Below are 22,530 nucleotides of genomic sequence, written 5' to 3'. Positions count from 1 at the left end.
GGAATCCGTGATTTCAGCGTGTTATCCAGGTGCCGTCCCAAATAATGATCCGGATTGCCGGTAAGAATAATCCGGTGCCGGTCGTTCAGTTCGTACTCCCGGCCCTGATAATGGAGCACCGGCGGCTGCCGGGTTAAACCGCCCAGGGGGGCAAGCAGACCCTCTGGCACCAGGTTGGCTTCATCGAGCACCAGCAGGGGCGGATCTTTCGATAATGCCCACAGCAGCAGTGGCCCTTCACAAAATTCGGTGCCATGGTCCTCCGCCCCATTGCCCACTGAATAACTCACCAGCTGCGGTCCACCAAACAGGGCTTCTGAGGTGTGGTTGGGCCCAAGCTGAAGCACCTGACAGTCTGGATAACCAGCCCTGGCCGCAATGGCTCTGGCCATAAAGGTCTTGCCGACTCCGGCCTCACCCTGCAGGAACACCACGGGATGCTTCCGGACCCTCCTGGCCAAATGCATCAGACGCCGCTCCTGCCGGGACCAGTGATGGCGCTGTCGGGCAAGAAGGGCATCGGGCAGATCCTGGCACGGCCCTGGTAACTGATCATCAATAAAGTGGGTGGCCAGTAACTCCCGGATCTGTTGTGATTTCTGTTGATCAGCCTGATTCAGAATGGCGGCAATCTGGCTCTCCAGCGTCCCGACTGTTTGGCTGATGATGGTGCCCTGCCTGAGTGATGCCCGGTGAGCGATCAGGGTATCTTTTAAGGTTGAGCGCAGGTTTCCATCAAAAAAGCTTTTTTCCCGGGCCAGCCGAAGATCCACACCCAATCGCTGTGCCAGGGGCCGCTGCCGTGCGCGGCGCGCAGCGGCGACCACATAAGTGGCGAGCTCTTTCACCGAGTTGTTATTTATGTCATCCGATTCTTTGCTGTCCTGGTGAACCGTGGCCGGACAGTGCCGGGCCAGCGACCAGAAATCGGCCTTGATGTCCCTGAGCTCCGGGGCCGGGTGTCGGGCCAGCCAGTGCTCCAGGGCGGATCGGTCGGCACGGTTGTCAGTGGGCTGATCCGGATAATAACCGGCAATTTTCGCCTTGATGAAGCTGTAAATCTCCGGATCGCCACGATACGCCTTGGCCAACAGCACATGCAAGGCTCGGCGTTGATGGCAGGGCAGAAGCCCGGGGCTACCGTCCAGCAGGCGTTCTGCCTCGGCCTGTTGCTCAAACCGATACTGAAAATCCTCCCCGGTCCAGGGCGGCCTGTCCGGATAGCGCTTTTGACAGGATTGGGGCAGTGACATCAGCAGGGAGTAGACCGGGTTTTCCGGTGCAGGTGGTTGGCTGTCGGAAACGTTGAGCAGGGCGTTGATCAATGCTGAGCCGGTGGTTTGCTGCCCCGGGGGAGGCATGAAGGTGACCTGTGCCTTTGGCAGATCCATCTTATGCCCATGAATAAACAGGTAAGGGTCGGGCAATAACAGGGTTTCCAGGTTGGCAGCCAATTCCGGGTTGCGCTCCAGACCATAAAGGGTCGTTGGCGTCCCATTGACCAGGGCATCCAGCAGTCGGCTGTTGGTCAGGGAAAAAGTGAAACGGCTCTGGCTGGTGAGGTTGACCTGTTGCAGGGATTCCAGGGTATCCCCGGGGTTAATCTGATAGGTGAAAGTGGCGCAGTGTGGGTTGCAGGCTCCCGTGGTTGGACAGTCGCCAGCCCTTGCAGGGAGCAACAAATCGGTTGGCAACTTGGCAAACAACTGTGGTCTTTTACTCGCCGGTAATTCCTCCAGTCGGCACAATAACCATAACCACTGTTTGTCATCCAGCTCGCCAGTAAGCACCAGTTGGCTGCAACCTTGCAGCAGATTAGCGAGCATATCCGTTTGCACAACGGCAGTGCCCTCTACCATCACATGGCCTTTGAGACGCTCGATTGAGCTGCCGTTTATCACCACAAACGGGCTTTGGGGACAAAAAACGATGCTGTCGCTGATCGTCTGATCTTTCCGGGCGTTGAGTTCGGTGGCACAGACATGGGCTACGGACAGGGATATCTGCTCAGGCAGCCTGACCCATTGCCGGTTGGCGGTAAATCCGCCAACCCGTATGGCCGTTGCCAGGGCTGTCTGAAAGCCAGTGTTTTCCCATGGTGCGTTGTTAAGCACCAGGTGGGTGTTCTCTTTCAGGTTGGCCAGGGCCCCGTCAGAAAAAACCAGCTGCCCCCGGGCATTGAGGGTGATACCACCGAACAGTCGGCGGTACCAGTGGTCGGTGGTGGCAAAGTTGATGGTGACGCGGGGGGCATTGGCCGGGATATCTTCCGTGGTTTTTTGGGCCAGCAAGGTTTCATCGGTCACCGAATCGGCAATATTGCAGTCGGCTTCTGATAGGGTCTTTTCCGGCATTTGCCCCAATCTGCGCCAGAGGTCGGGGTTGGCAGGCTTACTTCCGTCCAGCATCCCGTGGTTGACCAGAAATACCCGCCGGATGTGGTCGCCCAGTGGTTTATCGTTACATTTGGGGCCCACCTGAAGAAGGTCATTAAAGCTGGCGATATCACCGGGTGTCATGGAGGTCAGGTCAAACACCAGGGTCATCGGCTCATCCGTAAACAGTCGGCCTTCTGCTTGTTGTAATTGGCCGCCCTCAAGCCAGGTTTGTTGCATCAGGCCCTGTTTTTCCAGATCAGCCAGCGCGCGAATGCAATACGTTGCAGGCTGTTCATGGCGTAATTGATCAATAATTCGCTGTTGGGTTAACGGAGTATTGGCAAAATAGAACTCACCGGTGCTCAGGCTCTGATGGGCCGCTTCCTGATCCGTTGAGCGGGCGGTGGAGTGAGCGCTTGGAAAGTGAGAGGTAACTTGACAGGCAGTGGCAGGCCTTTGTTCTAAATCAGGCGTTGTGACTTTTTGAGGTTCTATCAATCTTGATCGCTGTGCTGAAGATTGCTGAAGCTTTGCCTGTCCATCGGAGAAGTCCGATATTTTCCTTATGTTTCCCTCCTGGTGTGGTAAAGAGTGGGTTACTGTTTGACTTGGCAAGGAGTGATAATTGATAACTTCATTTGTTGTTTTGTCCATTTGATCATCCATGCCTGATTTATGAATGCCAGTGTCAGGGCATTTTGGACAACAAAATAATAAGAACGTTCCTTTCAAGTTGAAGTTATCCGGAATCTTTTTCAGTGCTTTAATACAGTCTGCTCAGGGTCTGTTGACGATTCGTTGTGTACTGAGCTCGCAACGAAACGTCAACAGACCCTGGTACATGGTTTCAATGGATTTGATGGGTGGTCGTGCCTCCGCACTCCGTTCGTCCTGAGCCTGTCGAAGGGCGGAAACTCCGGACTCTGATAGATCGTGCCAAGCACCCTTCGACTCCGCTCAGGGTGAACGGAGATCGTACACGTCAAACTCATTGAAACCATGTACTAGTATCACCTCATAAATTTCAAGAGGGTCAACCTTTCCCAGCCATGGCACAGGCAACAAAGTGCCCATCATTGATCTCGTTAAGGTGAATCTCTCTGGAGGTGCACTCCGGTGCTGCATACTTGCAACGGGGCGCAAAGCGACAGCCAGGTGCCGGGTTGATGGGTGAGGTAATTTCGCCCTGCAGCACCTCACGTTCCATCTTATGGTCCAGATGAATCGAAGGAATAGCCGATAGCAAGGCCCTGGTATAAGGGTGAGTCGGGTTGCTGAACAAGTCCCTTGCCGGTGCTTTCTCAATCAGCTGCCCCAGGTACATAACCGCGATTTCATCGGAGAAATGCTTAACCACTGATAAATCGTGAGTAATGAAGATATAAGTGAGTCCAAGCTGCTCCTGCAGATCCTGCATCAGGTTCAGAATCTGCGCCTGAATGGATACATCCAGCGCCGATACCGGCTCATCACAGATAATGAACTTTGGTTTCAGCGCAAGCGCACGGGCTATACCAATACGCTGCCGTCTACCACCGTCCAGCTCATGGGGATAAGTGTTGACCAGTCGAGGGCTAAGGCCAACCAGCTCCATTAATTCAGCGACACGTTCAGTCAGCTCCTGCTTATTCTTCACTTTATTGTGAATCAGCAGCGGTTCACCAATGATTTCACTGGCGGTCATCCGGGGGTTCAAAGAGGCAAAAGGATCCTGGAAGATAATCTGCATATCTTCACGCAGTCGTCGCATCTGATCTTTGTTGAAGTGGCGAATATTCTGTCCTTCAAACAGGATGTCGCCATCGGTGGCTTCCAGCAACCGCAGGATGACCCGGCCGGTGGTGGACTTACCGCAGCCGGACTCACCGACAATGCCCAGGGTTTTCCCTTTGTTGATGGCAAAGTTAACGCCATCCACCGCATGCAGCGTGCCTTTGGGGGTCGGGAAATATTTTTTGAGGTCTCTGACTTCCAGAATAGTGTCTGACATAACCTTACCCCTGCACCCTGTTAACGTCTGTTGGCTCTACCATCGACTGCAACATAAGACAGCGGGCAACATGGCCGGTTTCGGTCAAAACCGGTGCCGGTTCTGATGCCGCACAGGTTGCTGTGGCATCCGGACAACGGGGATGGAACTTGCAACCGGACGGTGGGTCTGTCGGGTCCGGCATCATGCCTTTAATGGGGTTCAGTCGTCCAACCGAGTGATCGAGATCGGGAATCGAACCAAACAGCCCCCTGGTGTAAGGGTGTTTGGTATTTTCATAGACATCACGAATATCACCACTCTCCACCACTTCACCGGCGTACATAATCGCCACTTTGTCGCACACTTGGGCAACCACCCCCAGGTCGTGGGTGATCAGAATCATCGCGGTGTTGTAACGGCTTTTCAGATCTTTCATGAGATCCAGTACCTGGGCCTGAATGGTGACATCCAGTGCCGTGGTGGGCTCATCAGCGATCAGCAGATCCGGGTTACAGGCAAGAGCAATGGCAATCACTACCCGTTGTTTCATACCGCCGGAAAACTGGTGCGGAAAGTCCCCCGCCCGGACCGCCGGAATGCCCACCATCTCCAGCATCTCGCCAGCTTTCTGGAAAGACGCTTTTTTGCTGACGCCTTCGTGGATAAGGATCACTTCGGCGATTTGCTCCCCGACCGTCATCACCGGGTTCAGAGAGGTCATGGGATCCTGGAAAATCATGGAAATCCGATTACCCCGAACGCCACGCATTTTCTCTTTTGGCATTTGCAGCAGGTCTTCACCATCAAAGACCACTTTACCACTGACAACCCGGCCGGGAGGGTTAGGCACCAGACCCATAATACCAAGGGCGGTTGTCGTTTTGCCGGCACCGGTTTCTCCGATCAAGCCAAGGGTTTCCCCCCGCTTCAGGGTGATATTCAAGCCGTTGACCGCGTAGGTGGTTTCACCATCCACTTCATACACGATGCTGAGGTCCTCTATAGACAACAGATCCTGTGTGTTTGCTTGTTCTGTCATAGCATTTCTCTAACTAGGGCCTGTTAATGTTTCAGTCGTGGATCAAGGGCATCACGAAGACCATCACCCAGCAGGTTCAGGGCAAGAATCGTGATCATAATGGTCAGACCCGGGAAGGTCGTCACATGCCATGCATGGCGCAGATACTGACGACCACCGGCAAGCATTGCCCCCCACTCCGGTTCGGGTGGCTGAATACCAAGACCAATAAAGCTCAAACCCGCTGTGGACAAAATAGCTCCCGCCACCCCCAGCGCACCCTGTACAATGACCGGTGACAGACAGTTAGGAATGATATGGCGGAAAATAATCCGCAGGTCACTGGCACCAATAGCCCGGGCGGCTTCGATAAATTCCTGGTCACGAATGGTCAGCACAGATGCACGCACCACACGTGCGTAGGTAGGGACGCTGGAAATCGCGATGGCCAGCATCAGGTTCATCAGGTTGGCCCCGAGCGCGGAAACAATGGCAATGGCCAACAGAATACTGGGCACGGCCAGGAAGATATCCATCACCCGCATGATGACGTTATCAATCTTGCCGCCGTAGTAACCGGCCACCGCACCGAGTCCGCCGCCCATGACAATGGCGATGGCCACAGAGAGTACCCCTACCATCAGAGAGACCCGGGTGCCGTGAATGATCCGGGCAAAAATATCCCGGCCAAACTCATCGGTTCCCAGCCAGTACTGGGCACTGGGCCCCTGCAGACGATCAGAAAGATTCTGGGCAATGACCACCGTCTCATAGTCGGCAATCACATCGGCAAAGATGGCCGCCAGCACCACCAGGGTGATGATCAACAGACCCAGCATGGCCATTTTGTCACGCTTTAGACGATGCCAGACTTCTAACCACTGGCTGCGTTTCTTCGGTGCCCCTTTTGCCGGGCTCTTATCCAGCTGACCCTGTGCTGGATCCAGCGTCATTTCCTGAGACATGATTCTTGCTCCTTAGGCGTACTGGGATTTGATACGAGGGTCAACAAAACCGTACAGCAGATCCACCAGCAGGTTGACCAGACTGAACGTGGTGGCAAGGAATACCACGGTACCCAGAACGGTTGGCGCATCTTTCTGGCGAATCGCGTCCACCATCATCCGGCCAACACCTGGCCAGGAGAACACGGTCTCGGTCAGTACCGCACCACCGAGCAACATACCAAACTGCAAACCGATCACGGTGATCACCGGGATCAGGGCATTTTTCAGGGCATGGCGGTTAATCACCACATTCTCAGCCACACCTTTGGCGCGGGCGGTACGGATGTAATCCTGACGGATGACTTCCAGCATGGAAGAACGGGTCATCCGGGTAATAATGGCGGCAGAACCGGTGCCCAGTGTGATAGCGGGCATGATCAGCGAACTCCAGCTGGAATAGCCACCGGAGGGCACCCAGCCGAGGTTGACGGAGAACAGCAGAATCATCATCAAACCCAGCCAGAAGTTGGGCATGGAGACACCCAGCAGGGCGAAAAACATCGAACCACTGTCAATCATTGAATACTGTCGTGTAGCAGAGATGATCCCGATGGGGATACCAATAATCACTGCAATCACTACACCCAGCGCTGCAAGAATCAGCGTGTTAGGGAATCGGGAAAAAATTTCATCAAATACATCTCGGCCACTGGTGTAGGACTGGCCCAGGTCACCCGTCGCCGCATTCCCGACAAAGCGGGCATAACGCAGCAAAAACGGATCATTTAGCCCCATTTCTTCCCGCAATTCGGCCACTGCTTCAGGCGGTGCATTTTCCCCGAGAATCAATTGTGCCGGATCGCCGGGGGTGAAGGACATGATGGCAAATACCAGCAGGGAAACACCCAGCAACACGGGTATCAGCAGCAATAGCCTTTTGAGTATAAATCTATGCATGGTTCACCTGATAAGGGGCTGAGCCCATCGGTAAAGAGCGTTGATGGGCAGAAAGTCACGTTGCACAGGGCAGCGTGATGGTCAGACTCAAATTAGCCCTGGAAGCGGACACCTCTGATTTTGTGGTGGCCCGCAGGTGCCATGCTGAAGCCAAGCACATTCTTCTGGATACCAATGTTCTGGTACTGATCATAGATGGAGAATGTTGGCACTTCGTTTTGCAGAATTACCTGAATCTTGCCGTACAGCTCTTTTCGTTCACCAGCGTCAGTGGAAGTACGGGCCTGATTCAGCAGCTGGTCCACCTCTGCATTGCTGTAGAACGAACGGTTACCGGCACCGCCGTGGGTAGCGGAGTTGAACAGTGCATAGAGGCCATAGTCAGCATCGCCGGTCACGGTTACCCAGCCCATAATGAACATATCGTGGTCACCACGGGAGGTACCATCCAGGAATGCGCCCCACTCAACCACTTCGATGGACATATCGATACCGACCTGACGCAGCTGAGCCTGCAGAACCTGGGCGATCTGGACACGGGTAGGATTGTCGTTGGTCCAGATAGAGGTTTTGAAACCGTCGGCATAACCCGCTTCTGTCAGAAGCTCACGGGCTTTATCGAAGTTCTGCTGGTATCTTTCGATATTCGGGTTGAATCCAAATACCTTGGGACCAATCGGTGAGCTTGACGGGGAACCGGCACCCATCAGTACCGCTTCGACGATGTCATCCGCATTGATGGCATAAGAAATCGCCTGACGTACTTTCACATTGTCGTAGGGCGCTTTTTTGGTGTTGAAGCCCAGGTAGGCAACAGAGAACGACTCTTCTTCCACCAGTGTCAGGTTGTCCTTACTGCGAACCGTGTCTTTGTCGATAGGTTCAAGGTCATAACCGATATCGATTTCGCCGGTTTCCAAGGCGATGGCACGGTTAGTGCCTTCTGGAATATTACGGAAGACAACGTTAGGAATTTCCTGTTTGCCACCGTAGTAATGATCGAAGGCTTTCAGCGTGATGCGATCACCCACAGCCCAGTCAACAAACTGGTATGGGCCGGTTCCCACTGGTTTCTGGCCATAGCTGTCACCCGCCGCTTTAACGGCTTTCTCATTCAGAATGGACGCAGCAGTGTGCGTGAGATGATAAAGCAGAGGACCAAAAGGCTCTTTGGTGATGACGTTCACCGTGTAGTCATCAACCACTTCTACCGTGCTGATGGAGTTGACGATATGAGCCACCGTTGGCGAAGCGATCATGGCTTCCAGTGTGAATTTAACGTCAGATGCCTTCAGTTCTTCACCATTATGGAATTTGACACCTTTCCTCAGCGTAAACTGGGTGGTTCTGTCATCCAGACTTTTCCAGGATTCAGCCAGACCAGGCACGATATTCATGTCCTTGTCTGTCTCAACCAGCTGGCTGTAAATCTGAACCGCCACCCGGGAAGAAGGCTGGTCATTGGTGGCATGGGGGTCAAGGGTTTTGGCATCCGCACCCTGGCCAACCACCAGGGTGTCTTTCATCTTGACCGCTTCTTCTGCTCCCCCGCAGGCGGAAAGGACAACTGCCATGCCGACGGCTATGGCAGCCTTTACTGCTTTTATCATCACTAAGCCCATCAATATTTCTAATTTATGATATGGAACTACTAACTATATAAGCCTGGTGCATGCTTATACGCCAGTCGTCGTGTTGCCGGGCTCCTGGGCTTTATCAGTAGCCATTCAAGAATTGCCGATATACCTACACGACTGCTTATAAAGAAAATTCAAGAAAAAATACCGCCCGGCGAGTATAAAATAAGATTTTTTTCTTAATATTGATTTAAATCAGATGTTTGTCTTGATCAGGGGCTTTCTTTCGGCAGCCATTTGCTGAGAGGTTCGGTGTGCATTCCCAAGCGGAGAGAATTGCAAAAGTTATAAAAGCCTTGAACCACAAAGAGACGAAGGCACAAAGGAAATCTTTTTTGTTTGCTGAGCGTAGCTCAGGCAAACCCGGGAAAACCTTTGTGTCTTCGTTAAGGAATTGTCCCGAAATAATTTCGACATTTTAAACTCGATCTCCGTTCATCCTGAGCTTGTCGAAGGGTGATTGGCACAATACATGAGGCCGGAGTTCACGACCTTCGACAGGCTCAGGACGAACGTAGTTTTGAAGCTCAGAGATGTGCAAATTATTCCGGGGCAATTCCTAAGAAATCACGGACGGACTGTAGTCAAACAAAAAGCGGTCAAAAGAGTCTTCAGTATTGTCAGAAACCCTCAGGAGCGTGGTTTTTACATTCTCAAGATGTTGCCACATGGCATCCCGTGCCGCTTCCGATTTGCGCTGGGATAAAGCCTCAATAATCCTTTCATGATCGCTCACCCACTCTTCAAGATAGTCTACCTTGTCAATCCATTCATGGAGACGTTTCCACATGGCGCTGTTTTTGCGGATGTCCCACAGTTGCTGAGTTAAGGTCACCAGTACACTGTTCTGGGTGGCTTCCGCCACGGCAATATGAAACAGCTCGTCACCCTTGCCACTGTTAATGCCCTGGCGAATTTCCTTTTTCTCCAGTTCGAGAGCCGCTTTCATGTTTTGCAGGTTGGACTTATTCAGCTGGGTTGCCGCAAATGCAGCCACATGGCTTTCGATCAGTTGCCTTGCCTGCAGTAACTCAAATGGGCCAACGTCATTGGCACTGACGAGATCGTGATCATCGGATGCGGAGGCAGGCGGGTTACGTTCACTGGCGATAACATGAATGCCTGAGCCTTTACGCACTTCAATCAGGCCTTCCAGTTCGAGCATAATCAGCGCTTCACGTACAATAGTGCGGCTGACATTGAGCGTGGTTGCAATATCCCGTTCAGCCGGCAGGCGGCTGCCTACCGCGTAGACACCATCAATAATCTGCTGGCGGATATCACGTCCAATTTTCTGATATAGCCGCTTGGGTTCTGACAGGACAAGCATTGGGTTTTGTGCCACTTTTTGAGTCTGTTGGTTTATTTTATACCGCAATACCCGAGAAGTATTGCGGCAGGGAATCGGCGTGCCAACTGTTGAGCTAACTGTTTAGCTAAAAACGTTATTTCGCTCCAGTTGCCACTTTCAACCACCGATTCAGGTACCAGCCAGGAACCACCTACGCACAGAACATTATCCAGTGCCAGATAATCCTGGTAGTTTTCCGGATTAATGCCCCCGGTAGGACAAAAGGTCACCTGAGGAAACGGGCCAGCCAGAAATTTTAACATAGATTGCCCGCCTGCGACTTCTGCCGGGAACAACTTCAATACATCAAACCCATAATCAAGGGCCTGCATAACCTCTGACGGAGAAGATACACCCGGCAATAACAGGATATTTTGCTCTCTGGACGCCTTAAGAAGCGCAGGGGTCGCACCCGGAGAAATAACAAAATCGGCACCGGCCTGATGAACCGCCAGTAATTGTTCCGGGTTCACCACCGTACCGGCACCCACCAGACAGTCAGGCATCTCCTGTTTAATCCGTTGAATCGCAGCAACGGCACACTCGCTGCGCAGGGTCACCTCAAATACCGAGATACCGCCATCGTACAGGGCCCTGGCCATGGGCAGGGCCTGGTCAATGGTATCGATCACCATCACAGGCATGACGGGAAAAGCACGGTTTAAAACATCACGGGCGGTTAACATGGCTGTGTTTGTTCCATTAATCGGGAGGTAACAGATGTGGGGATGATAGCGCCTTTGTACTGTATGACACTTGCCGCCAGACGGTGGGCAAAAGCGGCGGCGGCTTCCGGTGCATCACCTGACATTCTGCGGGCAAGATAACCACCATTGAAGGAGTCACCGGCAGACGTAGTATCTACGATCTGACGGACAACTGAGGCAGGTACAAAAGACAATGCCTGGTTAACCATGATGCTGCAGCCATCACCACCCTGTTTAATCACCACTTCAGGAATAGCAGACAGTCGATTCATGGTGTCGGTAATAGACTGATCACCAAACAGTGCCTGCTCGTCATCAAAGGTAACCAGCGCGATATCGGTTAACGCAAGAAACTCGCTGGTCACTGACTGAGCCTGCTCCCTGGACGACCAGAGACGTGGCCGATAGTTGCTGTCGAAAGCGACCTTTGCGCCTCGCTCTCTGGCTCTGGTCAGGGTTTTTTTCAGCAGTTCCCGGCTGCCTTCATCCAAAATAGCCAGACTGATACCCGACAGATAGTAGAGGTCGAATGATTCCGCCAGTTCAGAACGCTGGGCCGGTGTAAGACCATGGCTGAATAAAGCCCTGGCAGCAGAATCACTTCTCCAGTAACTGAAACTGCGCTCTCCATAGGCGTCCAGTTCAATGGCGTACAGGCCCGGTACTTTTTCGGGTAGCCGTGAAATCCATTGGCAATTGATATTCTCACTCTGAAAAAAATCAATCATGCGATCACTGAAGCTATCTTTGCCAATGGCGGTGATATAGCTGGTATCAATCGCGTGTGCTGCGGTTCGGGCTATATAGATAGCGGTATTGAGCGTGTCACCGGCAAAGGCCTGTTTGAACAGGCCATTCTCTGCGGGTGACAGCTCCACCATACACTCACCAATACAGGCGACACGCACAGCATGGGCTGTCTGACTGGTCATTACAGGCTCCGTTCAATGCCCATCATCAGGCCACGAAGTTCGGCAAGGCCACGCATACGGCCAATGCAGGAGTAGCCCGGGTTGGTTTCCTTGTTAAGATCGTCCAGCATCTGATGACCGTGGTCAGGACGCATGGGGATCATAAAATCTACCCGACCTTCAGCCTTACGACGACGCTGCTCCATCACCAGTGCACGAGTCACGTCATACAGGTTAGCCATGCCTTCCAGATGGTTGGCTTCATAGAAACTGCCATCGTCTTCCCGCTCCACACTGCGCAGGTGGACAAAGTGAATACGGCTGCCGAGACGCTCAACCATACCCGGCAGATCATTGTCTTCCCGTGGGCTGAGTGAGCCGGTGCAGAAAGTAATGCCGTTATATATGCTATCTACCGCCTGGGTAATACGAATATAGTCGTCTTCAGTGCTGGCAATGCGTGGCAGACCCAGGATCGCCCAGGGTGGATCATCCGGGTGAATGCACAGACGTACGCCAGCTTCTTCCGCTGCAGGTACGATTTCACGCAGGAAAGCAAACAGGTGCTGACGCAGGCCTTCCGCATCAATGTGCGCGTAGCTGTCCAGTGCCTGCTGGAACTGCTCCAGAGTGTAACCTTCTTCTGCACCGGGCAAACCGGCAATCAGGTTTTTGGTCAGGCGCTCGATATCTGCTTCGGTCATGGTCGCAAAGCGTTCTTCGGCCCTGGCCTGCTCTTCTTCGCTGTAATTCACTTCCGCCCCCGGGCGCTTCAGAACATACAGTTCAAACGCCGCGAACTCGTAGCGGTCAAAGCGAAGCGCACGACTTCCGTCTTTTACTTCATAAGCAAGGTCGGTACGGGTCCAATCCAGCACTGGCATAAAGTTGTAGCACACCACATCGATGCCACAGGCACCCAGATTGCCAATGGTCGTGGCGTAGTTTTTCAGATGACGTTCGAAGTCACCGGTCCGTTTTTTGATGTCTTCGGAGACCGGCACACTCTCAACCACCGACCAGCGCAATCCGGTAGAGTGGCCTTTTTCCTCATCCCACTCAATGTCCCGCTTGCGCTTTTCAATTTCCTCAACACTCCATACTTCACCGTTGGCAATGTGATGCAGTGCCGACACAATACCGGTGGCTCCGGTCTGCATAATGTCACGAATGGTGACCGGGTCTTTAGGGCCGTACCAGCGCCATGTCTGTTCCATGATGTTATCCTCTCCCGGGCAGAAGCCGTTTATAGATCATTGGTTAAAGGGTTTGTGCCAGCAGTGCCATTGCCTGTTTGGCACCGTGCTCGCGGATTGAGTGGTAGGCTTTAGTCACTTCCGAAACGAATCGTTCATTCTTCGCCAGGGCCGGATCAAACACTGCATCCAGCGCCAGGAATGCCTTTACCTGCTGTTCAGGATGTTCCTGATGTTGGCTTGCCGTGGCCTTTAACTGCTCTGCCATTGGGTCACGCACATCGATGTCATGGCCCTGCTCATCGGTTCCCGATACGTAGTGCATCCAGCCGGCAATGCCCAGTGCGATGGCGGCAAATGCCTTATCTTCCGCCAGCAGGGTTCTGGCAGAATTCAGCCAGCGCTGAGGCACTTTCTGGGAACCGTCCATGGCGATTTGCCATGTCTGGTGTTTCAGGCCCGGGTTGGTAAAGCGTTCAATCAGCTTTTCTGCGTAGCTGGCAAAGTCGGTAGGCTCCGGCATCTCCAGCGTGGCGGCCGCTTCATTATTCATGTAGTGACGGGTCACTTTGACAAACTGCGGATCCTGCATACAAACGTCGATGGTTTTGTAACCAGCCAGATACCCCAGATAAGCCAGAATGGAGTGGCTACCATTGAGCATGCGCAGCTTCATCTCTTCATAAGGCTGCACATCGGCGACAAACATGGCACCGTCTACGTTGTCCCAGGGTGGACGCTCCAGGGTGAAATGGTCTTCAATCACCCACTGGCGATAGGCTTCGGTAACAATGGCTCCTTTGTCGTCAGTGCCCAGATAAGCCTGAACATCGGCAAAGCTCGCTTCTGTCATCGCCGGCACGATGCGGTCGACCATGGTGCATGGGAACGCCACCTCTGCACGAATCCACCCTGCCAGCTCCTTGTCCATGGCTTCTGCCATCTGGATCACCGCTGCCCGGGCACGTTTACCATTGTCTGGCACGTTGTCACAGCTCAGAACGGTAAAGGGCGCAATGCCTTTTGCACGACGTTGATCCAGTGCCGTAACGATCAGGCCAAGGGCTGATTTCGGATTTTGCGGGTTGGCCAAATCGTGGGCAATCAGGGCGTTATCCAGCATCAATCTGCCGGTAGCGGGGTTCAGACAATAACCTTTCTCGGTAATGGTCAGAGAGACAATACGGGTAGTGTCAGCTCCCATAATGTCCAGCAGAGGACGTCGATCGTCTTCTACAGCAAGGGATTGCCGGATAGCCGTTGCCAGCTTCACCGTGCGGGAACCATCCGGATTCATTTCCGTGACGGTGTAAGCGTTGTCCTGACTTTGCAGGTCCGCGACCAGCTCCTGACCACCAAAAATATTGGCGGAACAAATGCCCCAGTGAAACTCGCCGGTGGCAGCCATCGCTTCATGGGTATAAAGCGCCTGATGAGCACGATGGAACGCACCGAGGCCAATATGCACAATACCGGCGCTCAGCTCCGAGGTGTCGTAGCTGTTGGCTGCAATTTTGTCGCTGTTATATTGCTTATTAATCATCTCCATCCCCTCACAATCGGTAAGCTTTCCTGGCCAATCCACTGGTTAACTGGTGAGCCAGTTCCAGCGCTTCTTCTTCGGTAATGCGATGCTCACATACCAGTGATGCCAGGAAGTTACAGTCCACCCGACGGGCAACATCATGACGGGCAGGGATGCTCAGGAGCGCACGGGTATCGTCGTTGAAACCCACGGTGTTATAGAAACCGGCGGTTTCTGTCACCATGCGACGGTAGCGCATCATGCCTTCCGGACTGTCGTGGAACCACCAGGCGGGACCCAGCTTCAGAGCCGGATAATGACCCGCCAGTGGTGCCAGCTCGCGGGCATAGACATCTTCGTCCAGAGTAAACAGGATAATAGTCAGGTTCGGATCATTCCCCACTTCATTCAACAGCGGACGCTGGTTGTGAACAAACTCCGCCTTCAAGGGAATATCCGCCCCTTTATCCGCACCAAAACGTGCCAGCAGGCTTTGGTTGTGATTGCGGTAAACACCGCAGTGAATCTGCATCACCAGGCCGTCTTCCTGTGACATGCGGGCCATTTCAACCAGCATATGGCCACAGAACTGCTGCGCTTCTTCCGCAGAAATCTCTCCGGCCAGTGCTTTCGTCAGAAGTAACTGACAAGTGTCTTCTGATAGAACCGTGGTGTAAGGCGTTGGATAGCTATGATCAGTGGCGGTAGCACCGGTGCTTTGGAAAAACGCCCGACGTTTGCGTAATGCCGTCAGATAGTCAGACCACTGATGGACATCTTCACCGGTCTGCTCTGCCAGCAATGCCATGTGGGCGGCGAAATCAGGATGATAGGGATCTGTTACCGAGTCTGGGCGGAAGGTCGTGATCACACGCCCCTGCCAGTCACTGGCATTGATTTTCAGATGGCTTTGCAGCGTATCAACAGCGGTTTCTGTGGTCGCCAGCACGTCAATATTGAAGCGCTCATAAAGGCTGCGAGGCAGAAATGCTTCGGTCTTCAGCTGAGCATCAATATGATCGTAAATCGCTTGTGCTGTTTTGCTGTTTAACGGCTGATCAACACCAAGCACTTCGGTCATGGCGTGGTCCATCCACATACGGGTTGGGGTGCCACGGAAGAGAAAGTAGTTGTCGGCAAAAATCTGCCACGCTTTGCGCGGGTCCTGCTCAACCTTTATGGACGGGTCTTGACTCTTGATACCAAGGCTTTCCAGGGAAATACCCTGACTATGTAACATCCGAAACGCATAATGATCCGGCTGAAGCAACAGTGCAGCAGGGTTGCCGAACGGCTGATTGTCTGTAAACCAGGCCGGATCGGTATGACCATGGGGGCTAATAATGGGCAAGTGTCTTATTTCCTGATACAGGGCACGTGCAACACTGCGGGTGCTGGTATTTGAGGAAAAAAGACGATCCGGATGAGGCCAATAGGGTTGGTTGGACGTTTTGTTAAACATTGTATTACCGGCTGACCTTCAGGTTGCTAATGTGATTTAGGACTTTTATATCAGACGTGATCAAATTGGATCAACCAATTTTGCAGTAAACTGGAAAGGATTTGACCTGAGGCTTGTTTGCTGATTAATGCCAAAAAAACAGAGTGCGTTGGGGTTAAGTTTTGATAATTATGGCGTGGGTATTGACCGTTTTTGCCGTTCTATTCTAGCATAACAGGCAATTGGACTTACAAGAACAAGAAAAATGACTCAGCATATCCCAGGAAACAGGTTCGGTATTGATTTTTGGTTTGACCTATTGGTCTGAAACTCTTCACAAAAAGAACTGCTATTTACCACTCTCCTACTCTCAGACCGATCAGAGCCCGGAGTACCAAAGGTTTTAACCAATATTACTGGCTGTTAAATGGAGCATAAAATGACTGCTTTCTTATACCCACACGAAACCAGAACCCGACGCATCATCGACATCAGCGGCATTTGGAAATTCCGTGCCGACACGAAAACGGAAGGTCGCACCAACGACTGGAAAGATGGCCTGACTGATACCACGTTGATGGCCGTTCCCTCCAGCTACAATGACATCACTACCGACAAGGCACTGCGTGATCACTGTGGTGATGTTTGGTACGAAACTGAGTTTTACATTGCCGAAGAATGGCAGGATCGTGATGTATTCGTCCGCTTTGGCAGTGCTACCCACCGTGCCATTGTTTATGTGAATGGTGTGGAAGTCGCGAGCCACGATGGCGGGTATATGCCTTTCGTCGGTCAACTGAACGACGTTGTTCGTTTTGGTGAAAAGAACAAAATGGTGGTCGTGGTCAATAATGAACTGAGCTATGCCACCATTCCTGCTGGCAGGGTTGCTACCCATATGGACGGTACCAAAGAGGTCAAGCCGTTCTTTGACTTCTTTAACTATGCCGGTATTCACCGTGCCGTTAAGCTGATGGCGCTGCCCAGGAGTCGTGTTGATGATATCACGGTCACCACTGACTTCGACCAGAGCCTGGGTAAAGTGGATTACCAGGTCAGCGCGATGGGCAGCGGCGACGTTTCGGTCGAACTCCTGGACGAGGACGGCAAGGTTGTTGCCAATGGTGAAGGCGCTGAGGGCTCACTGGAGATCGACAACGTTAAACTGTGGCAGCCGGGTAATGCCTACCTGTATACGCTGCAAGTCAGCATTAACGACAATGGCCAATTGGTTGACCAGTATCCACAAGCCGTCGGTGTGCGTACCGTTAAAGTTCAGGGTACTCAGTTCCTGATCAATAACGAGCCCTTCTATTTCAAAGGCTTTGGTAAACACGAAGATTCCGATATCCGTGGCCGTGGTTACGATGCTGCGCTGAACCTGCGTGATATGGAGCTGCTCGACTGGATCGGTGCCAACTCCATCCGCACCTCTCACTATCCGTACTCTGAAGAGTTTATGCAGCTGGCCGAGCGCAAAGGTCTGGTGGTCATCAATGAGACGGCTGCGGTTGGCCAGTTTGATGCCTTGATGAACTTTGTGTCTGCCGGTGCCGGTGGTGCTTCCCAGTCCAGGTTCTTTGACCGCCCTGTAGTACAAAAAGAAGGCATGGTTGCCCATAAAGAAGCCATCCGTGAACTGTTCCAGCGTGATAAAAACTATGCGTGCGTGGTCATGTGGGCCCTGTCTAACGAGCCGGATACCTCCCAGGAAGCCTCTGAGCCTTACTTTAAAGAGATTTTTGAATATTCTCGTGAGCTTGACCCTCAGAACCGTCCGCTGACCCTGATTAACTTTATGATGGCACCATACGGTATATGTCGTGCAAGCAAGTTTGCCGATGTGATCTGTCTGAACCGTTATTACGGCTGGTACATGATGAACGGCCTGGAGCAGCGCAATGCCGCCAGGGTGTTTAGTCAGGAGCTGTCAGGCTGGGCCAATGAAGGCAAGCCAATCGTCATCACCGAGTACGGCGCGGACACTGTTGCCGGCATCCACAAACTGCCCAGTGTGCAATTCTCTGAAGAGTACCAGTGCGAGTACCTTGATCAGCAGCATGAAGCCTTTGACGGGTGTTCTGCAGTGGTTGGTGAGCAGATGTGGAACTTCGCGGACTTCCAGACCTGGGAAGGTTTCCTCCGGGTTGATGGTAATAAGAAGGGGGCATTTACCCGTACCCGTCAACCCAAGATGTCGGCCCATCACCTGAAACGTCGCTGGGATACAATCAGTGACTTTGGTTATAAAGAATCAATGGATAAGTAACGACATAAAATTACCGACATTTTTATTCAAAGGGCGCGTTCCAACGATCTCGGGGATGTCGAAACAACCGTAAAAATGGTCTCGTTATAAGGTCGGTTCGTATGCACTTATTGGGTATAAGAACCGACTCCACCGTCATCCCCTGTTAAACTCACATAATTCCGTAGAGAAACCGGTTCTTCCACATCCTGAAGGTCCGGTATGCATTCCCATGCAGACTATTTTCGCTCAGCCTACGGGGGCTGTCGGGTATTAGCGCATTTATAGTACTCCGGCAGCCATTCCCCGGGGACTGATCACTTTTCACGTTTTTCTCACTGGAAGTTTTTCGGACTTTTGATCCAGAGGTGCTATCTCGTTATCTGAAATCATTCAAGAGCTATGATCAAATGAAAGCTTTCTGATTATGTTCAGTCCCGTGCCCGTTTAGCAGCCACTCACACAAGTGCTCTTCCCCGGGTTCGGGTAAGATCTCTCCACCTTCCATGATCCATTGGGCAGGCATCTCAAACATGTCTGTTTCCAGCTCTTTATCTGTGAGTATCATCAATTGGCAGATGCGTCTGGACATTTCCTTTTGTAATGTTTCTCGCATCTCAGCGGTTCGACCTTTGCGTATACCACCATAAACATGCATGGCGACGCCGTCGTTTAACGTGGCATTTTCCCAAAACATCACGTTCACAAATGTTTCCGGAGCACCTGTGAGGCCGCAATGAACATTCATGATCAAGTTAGCTAATTCAACACGCCTGGAGTTCGGTAAGCTTTTTGGTGTGGTAACAGTGTACAGTGGCATAGTGCTATCCTTGATTTATTTTTATAACGTAACACTGGTGTTGTAATAGCCTTTCTTAAAACGCCCCATCATAAAGCGCATCAGCATTTTCAACATGGTCGATTTACGTTTGGACGGTTTGAATCGATTGACCAAACCCCGCTGAAACTTTTCCGACTCGGTAAAATCACTGGATGCCAAAATAATCTGATCCTGTGTGCAACCGGTAATCTCCTGCCATTTAGCACACACTTCCGACATAAAAGGGTGCCTCCTGGACGCTGGCAGGCCATCTTGCACAGGCAGTTGTACACTGGATGCGGCAGACAACTTGCCAGCCAGATAGGCCTGACCATGGGGCAAGGTTAACCACATAAACACCAGTTTATAGTCAGGACCAAAGTACTTTTGGTATATATCTTTTATGGAGGATTCCAATTGCTTGATTTTGGTATACCCAAGAGAGCCCTCCTGGATAGTACACATCACGCGGATGGACTTCATATCTTCACCTTTCGTGCTTTTCTTATGAAACCATCTTAGAAAGTAAATACTTTGATAGACAGTGAATTGTTTTTTGACCCCCTGAGAATCTGGTGCATAGGAAATGATTGTTGTGATGGGGCAAGGAGTTTGTCCTCCTGCAACGAAAATGTAGTAATCACTCATGGGTGAAATGATCTGGTCCATTGGTATTTTATCGAGCATTGCCAAGCTAAGCAGACGGCACGCTTGGTGCCATCTGCTTGACTGGCTCGTTAGCTACATGTTGACTGTTGCATTTGCCTGGCCACAGAAATGTCTGAACTGTTCTTTGAACTTGCCAAGCCATTTACAACACCTGAATAATCTGATGCTGTTTTGTTTTGACTCAACTTGAAGTTGCCGACTATATCATCAATAACGACTTCCAAGCCCACAACAGCATTGACCAGTTTCTTAGTGAACTCTGCTGGTGCATCTGAAACTGACCAGGGAAGGTTTTGGTTTAGTTCATGAAAGTCAGAAATCTTGTTGAGAAGTTGCAAAATCCAGTTGCTTTCATGCTTGAAAAATACTCGTCCTCTAACGTGGACGACAGAATAATTCCACGTTGGAACGGCTTTACCTGTTTCTTTTTTCGATGGATAAAGATTCGGGCTGATATATGCGTTTGGCCCATGAAATATGAGTAGAGCCTCCTGACCGTCGACGACCTTTTTCCATAACGGGTTCGCTTTGGCAATGTGACTTTGAAGTATTACCTGTTCATTTTCTTGTCTCTGAAGATAAAACGGAATATGGTCTGCATCCAAAGTATTTTCAGCTGAAAATATCAGTGTACCAAGTGGATATTCTTGAATAAAACTGTGCAGTTTACCCAAGTTTACTTCTTTAAATTTTGATGGAATGTGCATATTTACTCTAGGCAGCTAACTGAACTATAGGTGTCTCATTCTCACTATGCCTTTTTTTTGGAACACAGACAAAATAAGTTCATTATCCGGAATTCAGATCATTAGGTATATTTCAGGGCCATTACAATAGGCCAAATTACTCTAAATTATTCAGCCTGTTGGGGCAAATCCAACCAGAGAGTCCGTCCCATGCAACGAACGTTATTCAATCACTTCTATCAAGATACTGTCCGCTGGGGAGATTGTGATCCGCTGGGGCACTTGAATAATGCCGCTTATATGCGACTCATTGAATCCGCACGCCTGGACTACTTTTTTAACATACTGAAGATTGAACTGAAGCCTGATTCGGAGCAGGGATGGGTGATGAGAGGATTAAACTGCGAATTTAATAAGCAGCTTCACTACCCCACACAACTGGAAACAGGTACACGATTCAGTAAAGTCGGAAACAGTAGCGCTATTCTTGAGGCTGCTATTTATCGAAAGGGTGAAGAACAACCGGTCTTTACCGCGAGTGTGCCGAGTGTCTGGTGCAACTATAAAAAAGGCGTATCCGCCAGAATACCCGACACCATCAGAAAAGCCATAAAGGATTACGAAGTCAACGTCGAAGGTCTTTAATCAAGTCCATCAATAATCGCTGTTTTTAATTGGTTATCCAATGCCTTTTATTTGGTACACAGGCAAAATAAGTTCATTACCACGGGATGAAGCCTTACGAAATAATAAGCAGGGTAATTAATCCATGAGGTCAGAAGAACGTATATGACAACCATATCGCCTTTATCAGAAGAACTTAAGTTACGTTCTGGTTCAGTACTCAAAAACCGTATTTGCAAATCAGCCATGAATGAAGCCATCGCCACAGGCAAAGGCGGTGTTGTCAGGCAATTTGAAGTGTTATATAGAACCTGGGCAGAAGGTGGCTCCGGGCTGCTGATCACCGGTAATATAATGGTTGATAAACGCCATGCCAATGAACCGCTGGCCGTGGCTGGTGAAAACTATGATGATTTTCAACTGTTGGAATTATGGGTTGCAGGCGCTAAATCCAAAGGTGGTCAAATTTGGGCTCAGCTCAACCATCCGGGCAAGCAATCGCCTAAATTTCTCAATGACCAACCCCTGGCACCCTCTGCCATTCCTTTAGCGAGCGATATGTTTATCCCTCCTCGGGAACTCACCGAGAGTGAGATTAACGACATTATTCGTCGATTCACTACGACAGCTTTAATCTTAAAAGAAGCAGGGTTTGATGGCGTTCAACTTCATGGTGCCCACGGTTATCTGATCAGCCAATTCCTGTCACCAAACCATAATAAGCGCAATGATCAATGGGGCGGTTCCCTTGAAAATCGCATGAGATTTGTCAAAGAAATTTACGCATCCATCCGGGAGAAGGTGGGTGAGGGCTTTGGTATCGGCATTAAATTAAACTCTTCGGACTTCCAGAAAGGCGGTTTCAGCCAGGAAGAGTCCATCGAGGTATGTCAGCATCTGGATAAAATGGGCATCGACCTGATTGAGGTTTCTGGTGGCAGCTGGGAAAACCCGGTCAACCGACGGGGGGAGCAAAAAGAAAGTACAAAGAAGCGTGAGGCGTATTTTCTGGAATTTTCTGAACAGCTTAAGACAAATGTATCGGCACCCATTATGGTCACCGGTGGGTTCAGAAGTCAGCAAGCGATGGAAGAGGCGATTAATTCCGGCTCAGTGGATGTGGTTGGTCTGGCGCGACCCTTTGTCGTTGATCCCAATCTGGCCAACCATCTACTGACTGGCACGAATTATCGCTCCAGTGTAGAACCCATTTCCACCGGTATTAAAAAGATCGATGATATGGCTATCATGGAAATCAGCTGGTACACCGATCAAATTCGCCGGATGAGTGAAGGTTTGCCCCCTAAGACCAGGGTTCGTGGTGCGTTTTCAGCGTTTAAAGTGCTGTACAACTTTTGGCAACGGGGCCAACAGGTAAAACGTGTTCGAGCATAGTCGACGACTGTCTTTAGCCTGTTACTCAGGCCGGGAAGCCCTTTTTAA

Annotated in this window: 18 protein-coding genes; 3 read left to right on the top strand and 15 right to left on the bottom strand. The window is 51.2% G+C overall.

Annotation, left to right across the window (positions count from 1 at the left end; translation table 11 throughout):
• The 12 genes from CX664_RS14515 to uxaC all read right to left on the bottom strand — a co-directional run.
• The coding region (locus tag CX664_RS14515) for an ATP-binding protein (RefSeq protein WP_219622203.1) at positions 1-2,876 on the bottom strand (2,876 nt) is incomplete at its 3' end.
• 535 nt (positions 2,877-3,411) lie between these two features.
• Positions 3,412-4,368: an ABC transporter ATP-binding protein gene (locus CX664_RS14510; RefSeq protein ID WP_163370532.1), complete on the bottom strand. Its 957-nt coding sequence runs from the start codon at positions 4,366-4,368 to the stop codon at positions 3,412-3,414.
• Between the two features lie 4 nt (positions 4,369-4,372).
• A complete protein-coding gene (locus CX664_RS14505; RefSeq protein WP_101747426.1) occupies positions 4,373-5,389 on the bottom strand; it encodes an ABC transporter ATP-binding protein in 1,017 nt (338 codons plus the stop codon).
• A gap of 23 nt (positions 5,390-5,412) precedes the next feature.
• Entirely contained in the window at positions 5,413-6,333 is a 921-nt protein-coding gene (gene nikC, locus CX664_RS14500) for a nickel transporter permease (protein ID WP_174783913.1), read from the bottom strand.
• Between the two features lie 12 nt (positions 6,334-6,345).
• Positions 6,346-7,272, bottom strand: coding sequence for a nickel ABC transporter permease (nikB, locus tag CX664_RS14495; protein WP_101747425.1), 927 nt, complete (start codon positions 7,270-7,272; stop codon positions 6,346-6,348).
• A gap of 92 nt (positions 7,273-7,364) precedes the next feature.
• Positions 7,365-8,882 (bottom strand): glutathione ABC transporter substrate-binding protein, encoded by a 1,518-nt coding sequence (locus tag CX664_RS14490; RefSeq protein WP_101747424.1) that lies wholly within the window; start codon positions 8,880-8,882, stop codon positions 7,365-7,367.
• A 586-nt stretch (positions 8,883-9,468) separates the two neighbouring features.
• Entirely contained in the window at positions 9,469-10,239 is a 771-nt protein-coding gene (locus CX664_RS14485; protein ID WP_101747423.1) for an FCD domain-containing protein, read from the bottom strand.
• 32 nt (positions 10,240-10,271) lie between these two features.
• Complete coding sequence (locus tag CX664_RS14480; RefSeq protein ID WP_101747422.1) at positions 10,272-10,946, bottom strand: bifunctional 4-hydroxy-2-oxoglutarate aldolase/2-dehydro-3-deoxy-phosphogluconate aldolase; 675 nt, start codon at positions 10,944-10,946, stop codon at positions 10,272-10,274.
• Entirely contained in the window at positions 10,940-11,899 is a 960-nt protein-coding gene (locus tag CX664_RS14475) for a sugar kinase (RefSeq protein ID WP_101747421.1), read from the bottom strand. The genes CX664_RS14480 and CX664_RS14475 overlap by 7 nt, the downstream gene beginning before the upstream one ends.
• Positions 11,899-13,095, bottom strand: a complete 1,197-nt coding sequence (gene uxuA / locus CX664_RS14470) for a mannonate dehydratase (protein WP_101747420.1) — start codon at positions 13,093-13,095, stop codon at positions 11,899-11,901. The genes CX664_RS14475 and uxuA overlap by 1 nt, the downstream gene beginning before the upstream one ends.
• Positions 13,096-13,138: 43 nt before the next feature.
• Entirely contained in the window at positions 13,139-14,617 is a 1,479-nt protein-coding gene (locus CX664_RS14465; RefSeq protein ID WP_206679303.1) for a mannitol dehydrogenase family protein, read from the bottom strand.
• A 10-nt stretch (positions 14,618-14,627) separates the two neighbouring features.
• Positions 14,628-16,061 (bottom strand): glucuronate isomerase, encoded by a 1,434-nt coding sequence (uxaC, locus tag CX664_RS14460; protein WP_101747418.1) that lies wholly within the window; start codon positions 16,059-16,061, stop codon positions 14,628-14,630.
• A gap of 418 nt (positions 16,062-16,479) precedes the next feature.
• Here uxaC and uidA point away from each other — a divergent pair, with 418 nt between their 5' ends.
• On the top strand, positions 16,480-18,309 hold the full coding sequence (gene uidA / locus CX664_RS14455; RefSeq protein WP_101747427.1) for a beta-glucuronidase: 1,830 nt from the start codon (positions 16,480-16,482) through the stop codon (positions 18,307-18,309).
• 385 nt (positions 18,310-18,694) lie between these two features.
• Here the strand turns inward: uidA and CX664_RS14450 are convergent, their stop codons facing one another.
• The 3 genes from CX664_RS14450 to CX664_RS14440 all read right to left on the bottom strand — a co-directional run bounded on the left by CX664_RS14450 (position 18,695) and on the right by CX664_RS14440 (position 20,484).
• Positions 18,695-19,108 carry a hypothetical protein gene (locus CX664_RS14450; RefSeq protein WP_146000027.1) on the bottom strand — a complete coding sequence of 138 codons (414 nt, stop codon included), beginning with the start codon at positions 19,106-19,108 and terminating at the stop codon, positions 18,695-18,697.
• Positions 19,109-19,129: 21 nt separating this feature from the next.
• Positions 19,130-19,591 carry a hypothetical protein gene (locus CX664_RS14445; protein WP_146000026.1) on the bottom strand — a complete coding sequence of 154 codons (462 nt, stop codon included), beginning with the start codon at positions 19,589-19,591 and terminating at the stop codon, positions 19,130-19,132.
• Between the two features lie 254 nt (positions 19,592-19,845).
• Entirely contained in the window at positions 19,846-20,484 is a 639-nt protein-coding gene (locus CX664_RS14440) for an FMN-binding negative transcriptional regulator (RefSeq protein WP_101747415.1), read from the bottom strand.
• Positions 20,485-20,673: 189 nt separating this feature from the next.
• Between CX664_RS14440 and CX664_RS14435 the strand changes: the two genes are divergently transcribed.
• The gene (locus CX664_RS14435) at positions 20,674-21,108 is read left to right on the top strand and encodes an acyl-CoA thioesterase (RefSeq protein WP_101747414.1); all 435 of its coding nucleotides are present in this window, start codon (positions 20,674-20,676) and stop codon (positions 21,106-21,108) included.
• A gap of 144 nt (positions 21,109-21,252) precedes the next feature.
• On the top strand, positions 21,253-22,482 hold the full coding sequence (locus CX664_RS14430; RefSeq protein WP_101747413.1) for an NADH:flavin oxidoreductase/NADH oxidase family protein: 1,230 nt from the start codon (positions 21,253-21,255) through the stop codon (positions 22,480-22,482).
• Positions 22,483-22,530: the final 48 nt, after the last annotated feature.

Origin of the sequence: Endozoicomonas acroporae (genome assembly GCF_002864045.1) — a bacterium.
Classification (GTDB): Bacteria; Pseudomonadota; Gammaproteobacteria; order Pseudomonadales; family Endozoicomonadaceae; genus Endozoicomonas; species Endozoicomonas acroporae.
This window is presented reverse-complemented; position numbering and strand designations above follow the sequence as displayed.

Coding starts and splice junctions, on each gene's coding strand:
- nikB (WP_101747425.1), bottom strand. CDS start 7,272: ATGCATAGATTTATACTCAAAAGGCTATTGCTGCTGATACCCGTGTTG.
- CX664_RS14450 (WP_146000027.1), bottom strand. CDS start 19,108: ATGCCACTGTACACTGTTACCACACCAAAAAGCTTACCGAACTCCAGG.
- CX664_RS14490 (WP_101747424.1), bottom strand. CDS start 8,882: ATGATAAAAGCAGTAAAGGCTGCCATAGCCGTCGGCATGGCAGTTGTC.
- CX664_RS14430 (WP_101747413.1), top strand. CDS start 21,253: ATGACAACCATATCGCCTTTATCAGAAGAACTTAAGTTACGTTCTGGT.
- CX664_RS14440 (WP_101747415.1), bottom strand. CDS start 20,484: ATGCACATTCCATCAAAATTTAAAGAAGTAAACTTGGGTAAACTGCAC.
- CX664_RS14435 (WP_101747414.1), top strand. CDS start 20,674: ATGCAACGAACGTTATTCAATCACTTCTATCAAGATACTGTCCGCTGG.
- CX664_RS14475 (WP_101747421.1), bottom strand. CDS start 11,899: ATGACCAGTCAGACAGCCCATGCTGTGCGTGTCGCCTGTATTGGTGAG.
- uxaC (WP_101747418.1), bottom strand. CDS start 16,061: ATGTTTAACAAAACGTCCAACCAACCCTATTGGCCTCATCCGGATCGT.
- uidA (WP_101747427.1), top strand. CDS start 16,480: ATGACTGCTTTCTTATACCCACACGAAACCAGAACCCGACGCATCATC.
- nikC (WP_174783913.1), bottom strand. CDS start 6,333: ATGTCTCAGGAAATGACGCTGGATCCAGCACAGGGTCAGCTGGATAAG.
- CX664_RS14485 (WP_101747423.1), bottom strand. CDS start 10,239: ATGCTTGTCCTGTCAGAACCCAAGCGGCTATATCAGAAAATTGGACGT.
- CX664_RS14505 (WP_101747426.1), bottom strand. CDS start 5,389: ATGACAGAACAAGCAAACACACAGGATCTGTTGTCTATAGAGGACCTC.
- uxuA (WP_101747420.1), bottom strand. CDS start 13,095: ATGGAACAGACATGGCGCTGGTACGGCCCTAAAGACCCGGTCACCATT.
- CX664_RS14510 (WP_163370532.1), bottom strand. CDS start 4,368: ATGTCAGACACTATTCTGGAAGTCAGAGACCTCAAAAAATATTTCCCG.
- CX664_RS14480 (WP_101747422.1), bottom strand. CDS start 10,946: ATGTTAACCGCCCGTGATGTTTTAAACCGTGCTTTTCCCGTCATGCCT.
- CX664_RS14445 (WP_146000026.1), bottom strand. CDS start 19,591: ATGAAGTCCATCCGCGTGATGTGTACTATCCAGGAGGGCTCTCTTGGG.
- CX664_RS14465 (WP_206679303.1), bottom strand. CDS start 14,617: ATGATTAATAAGCAATATAACAGCGACAAAATTGCAGCCAACAGCTAC.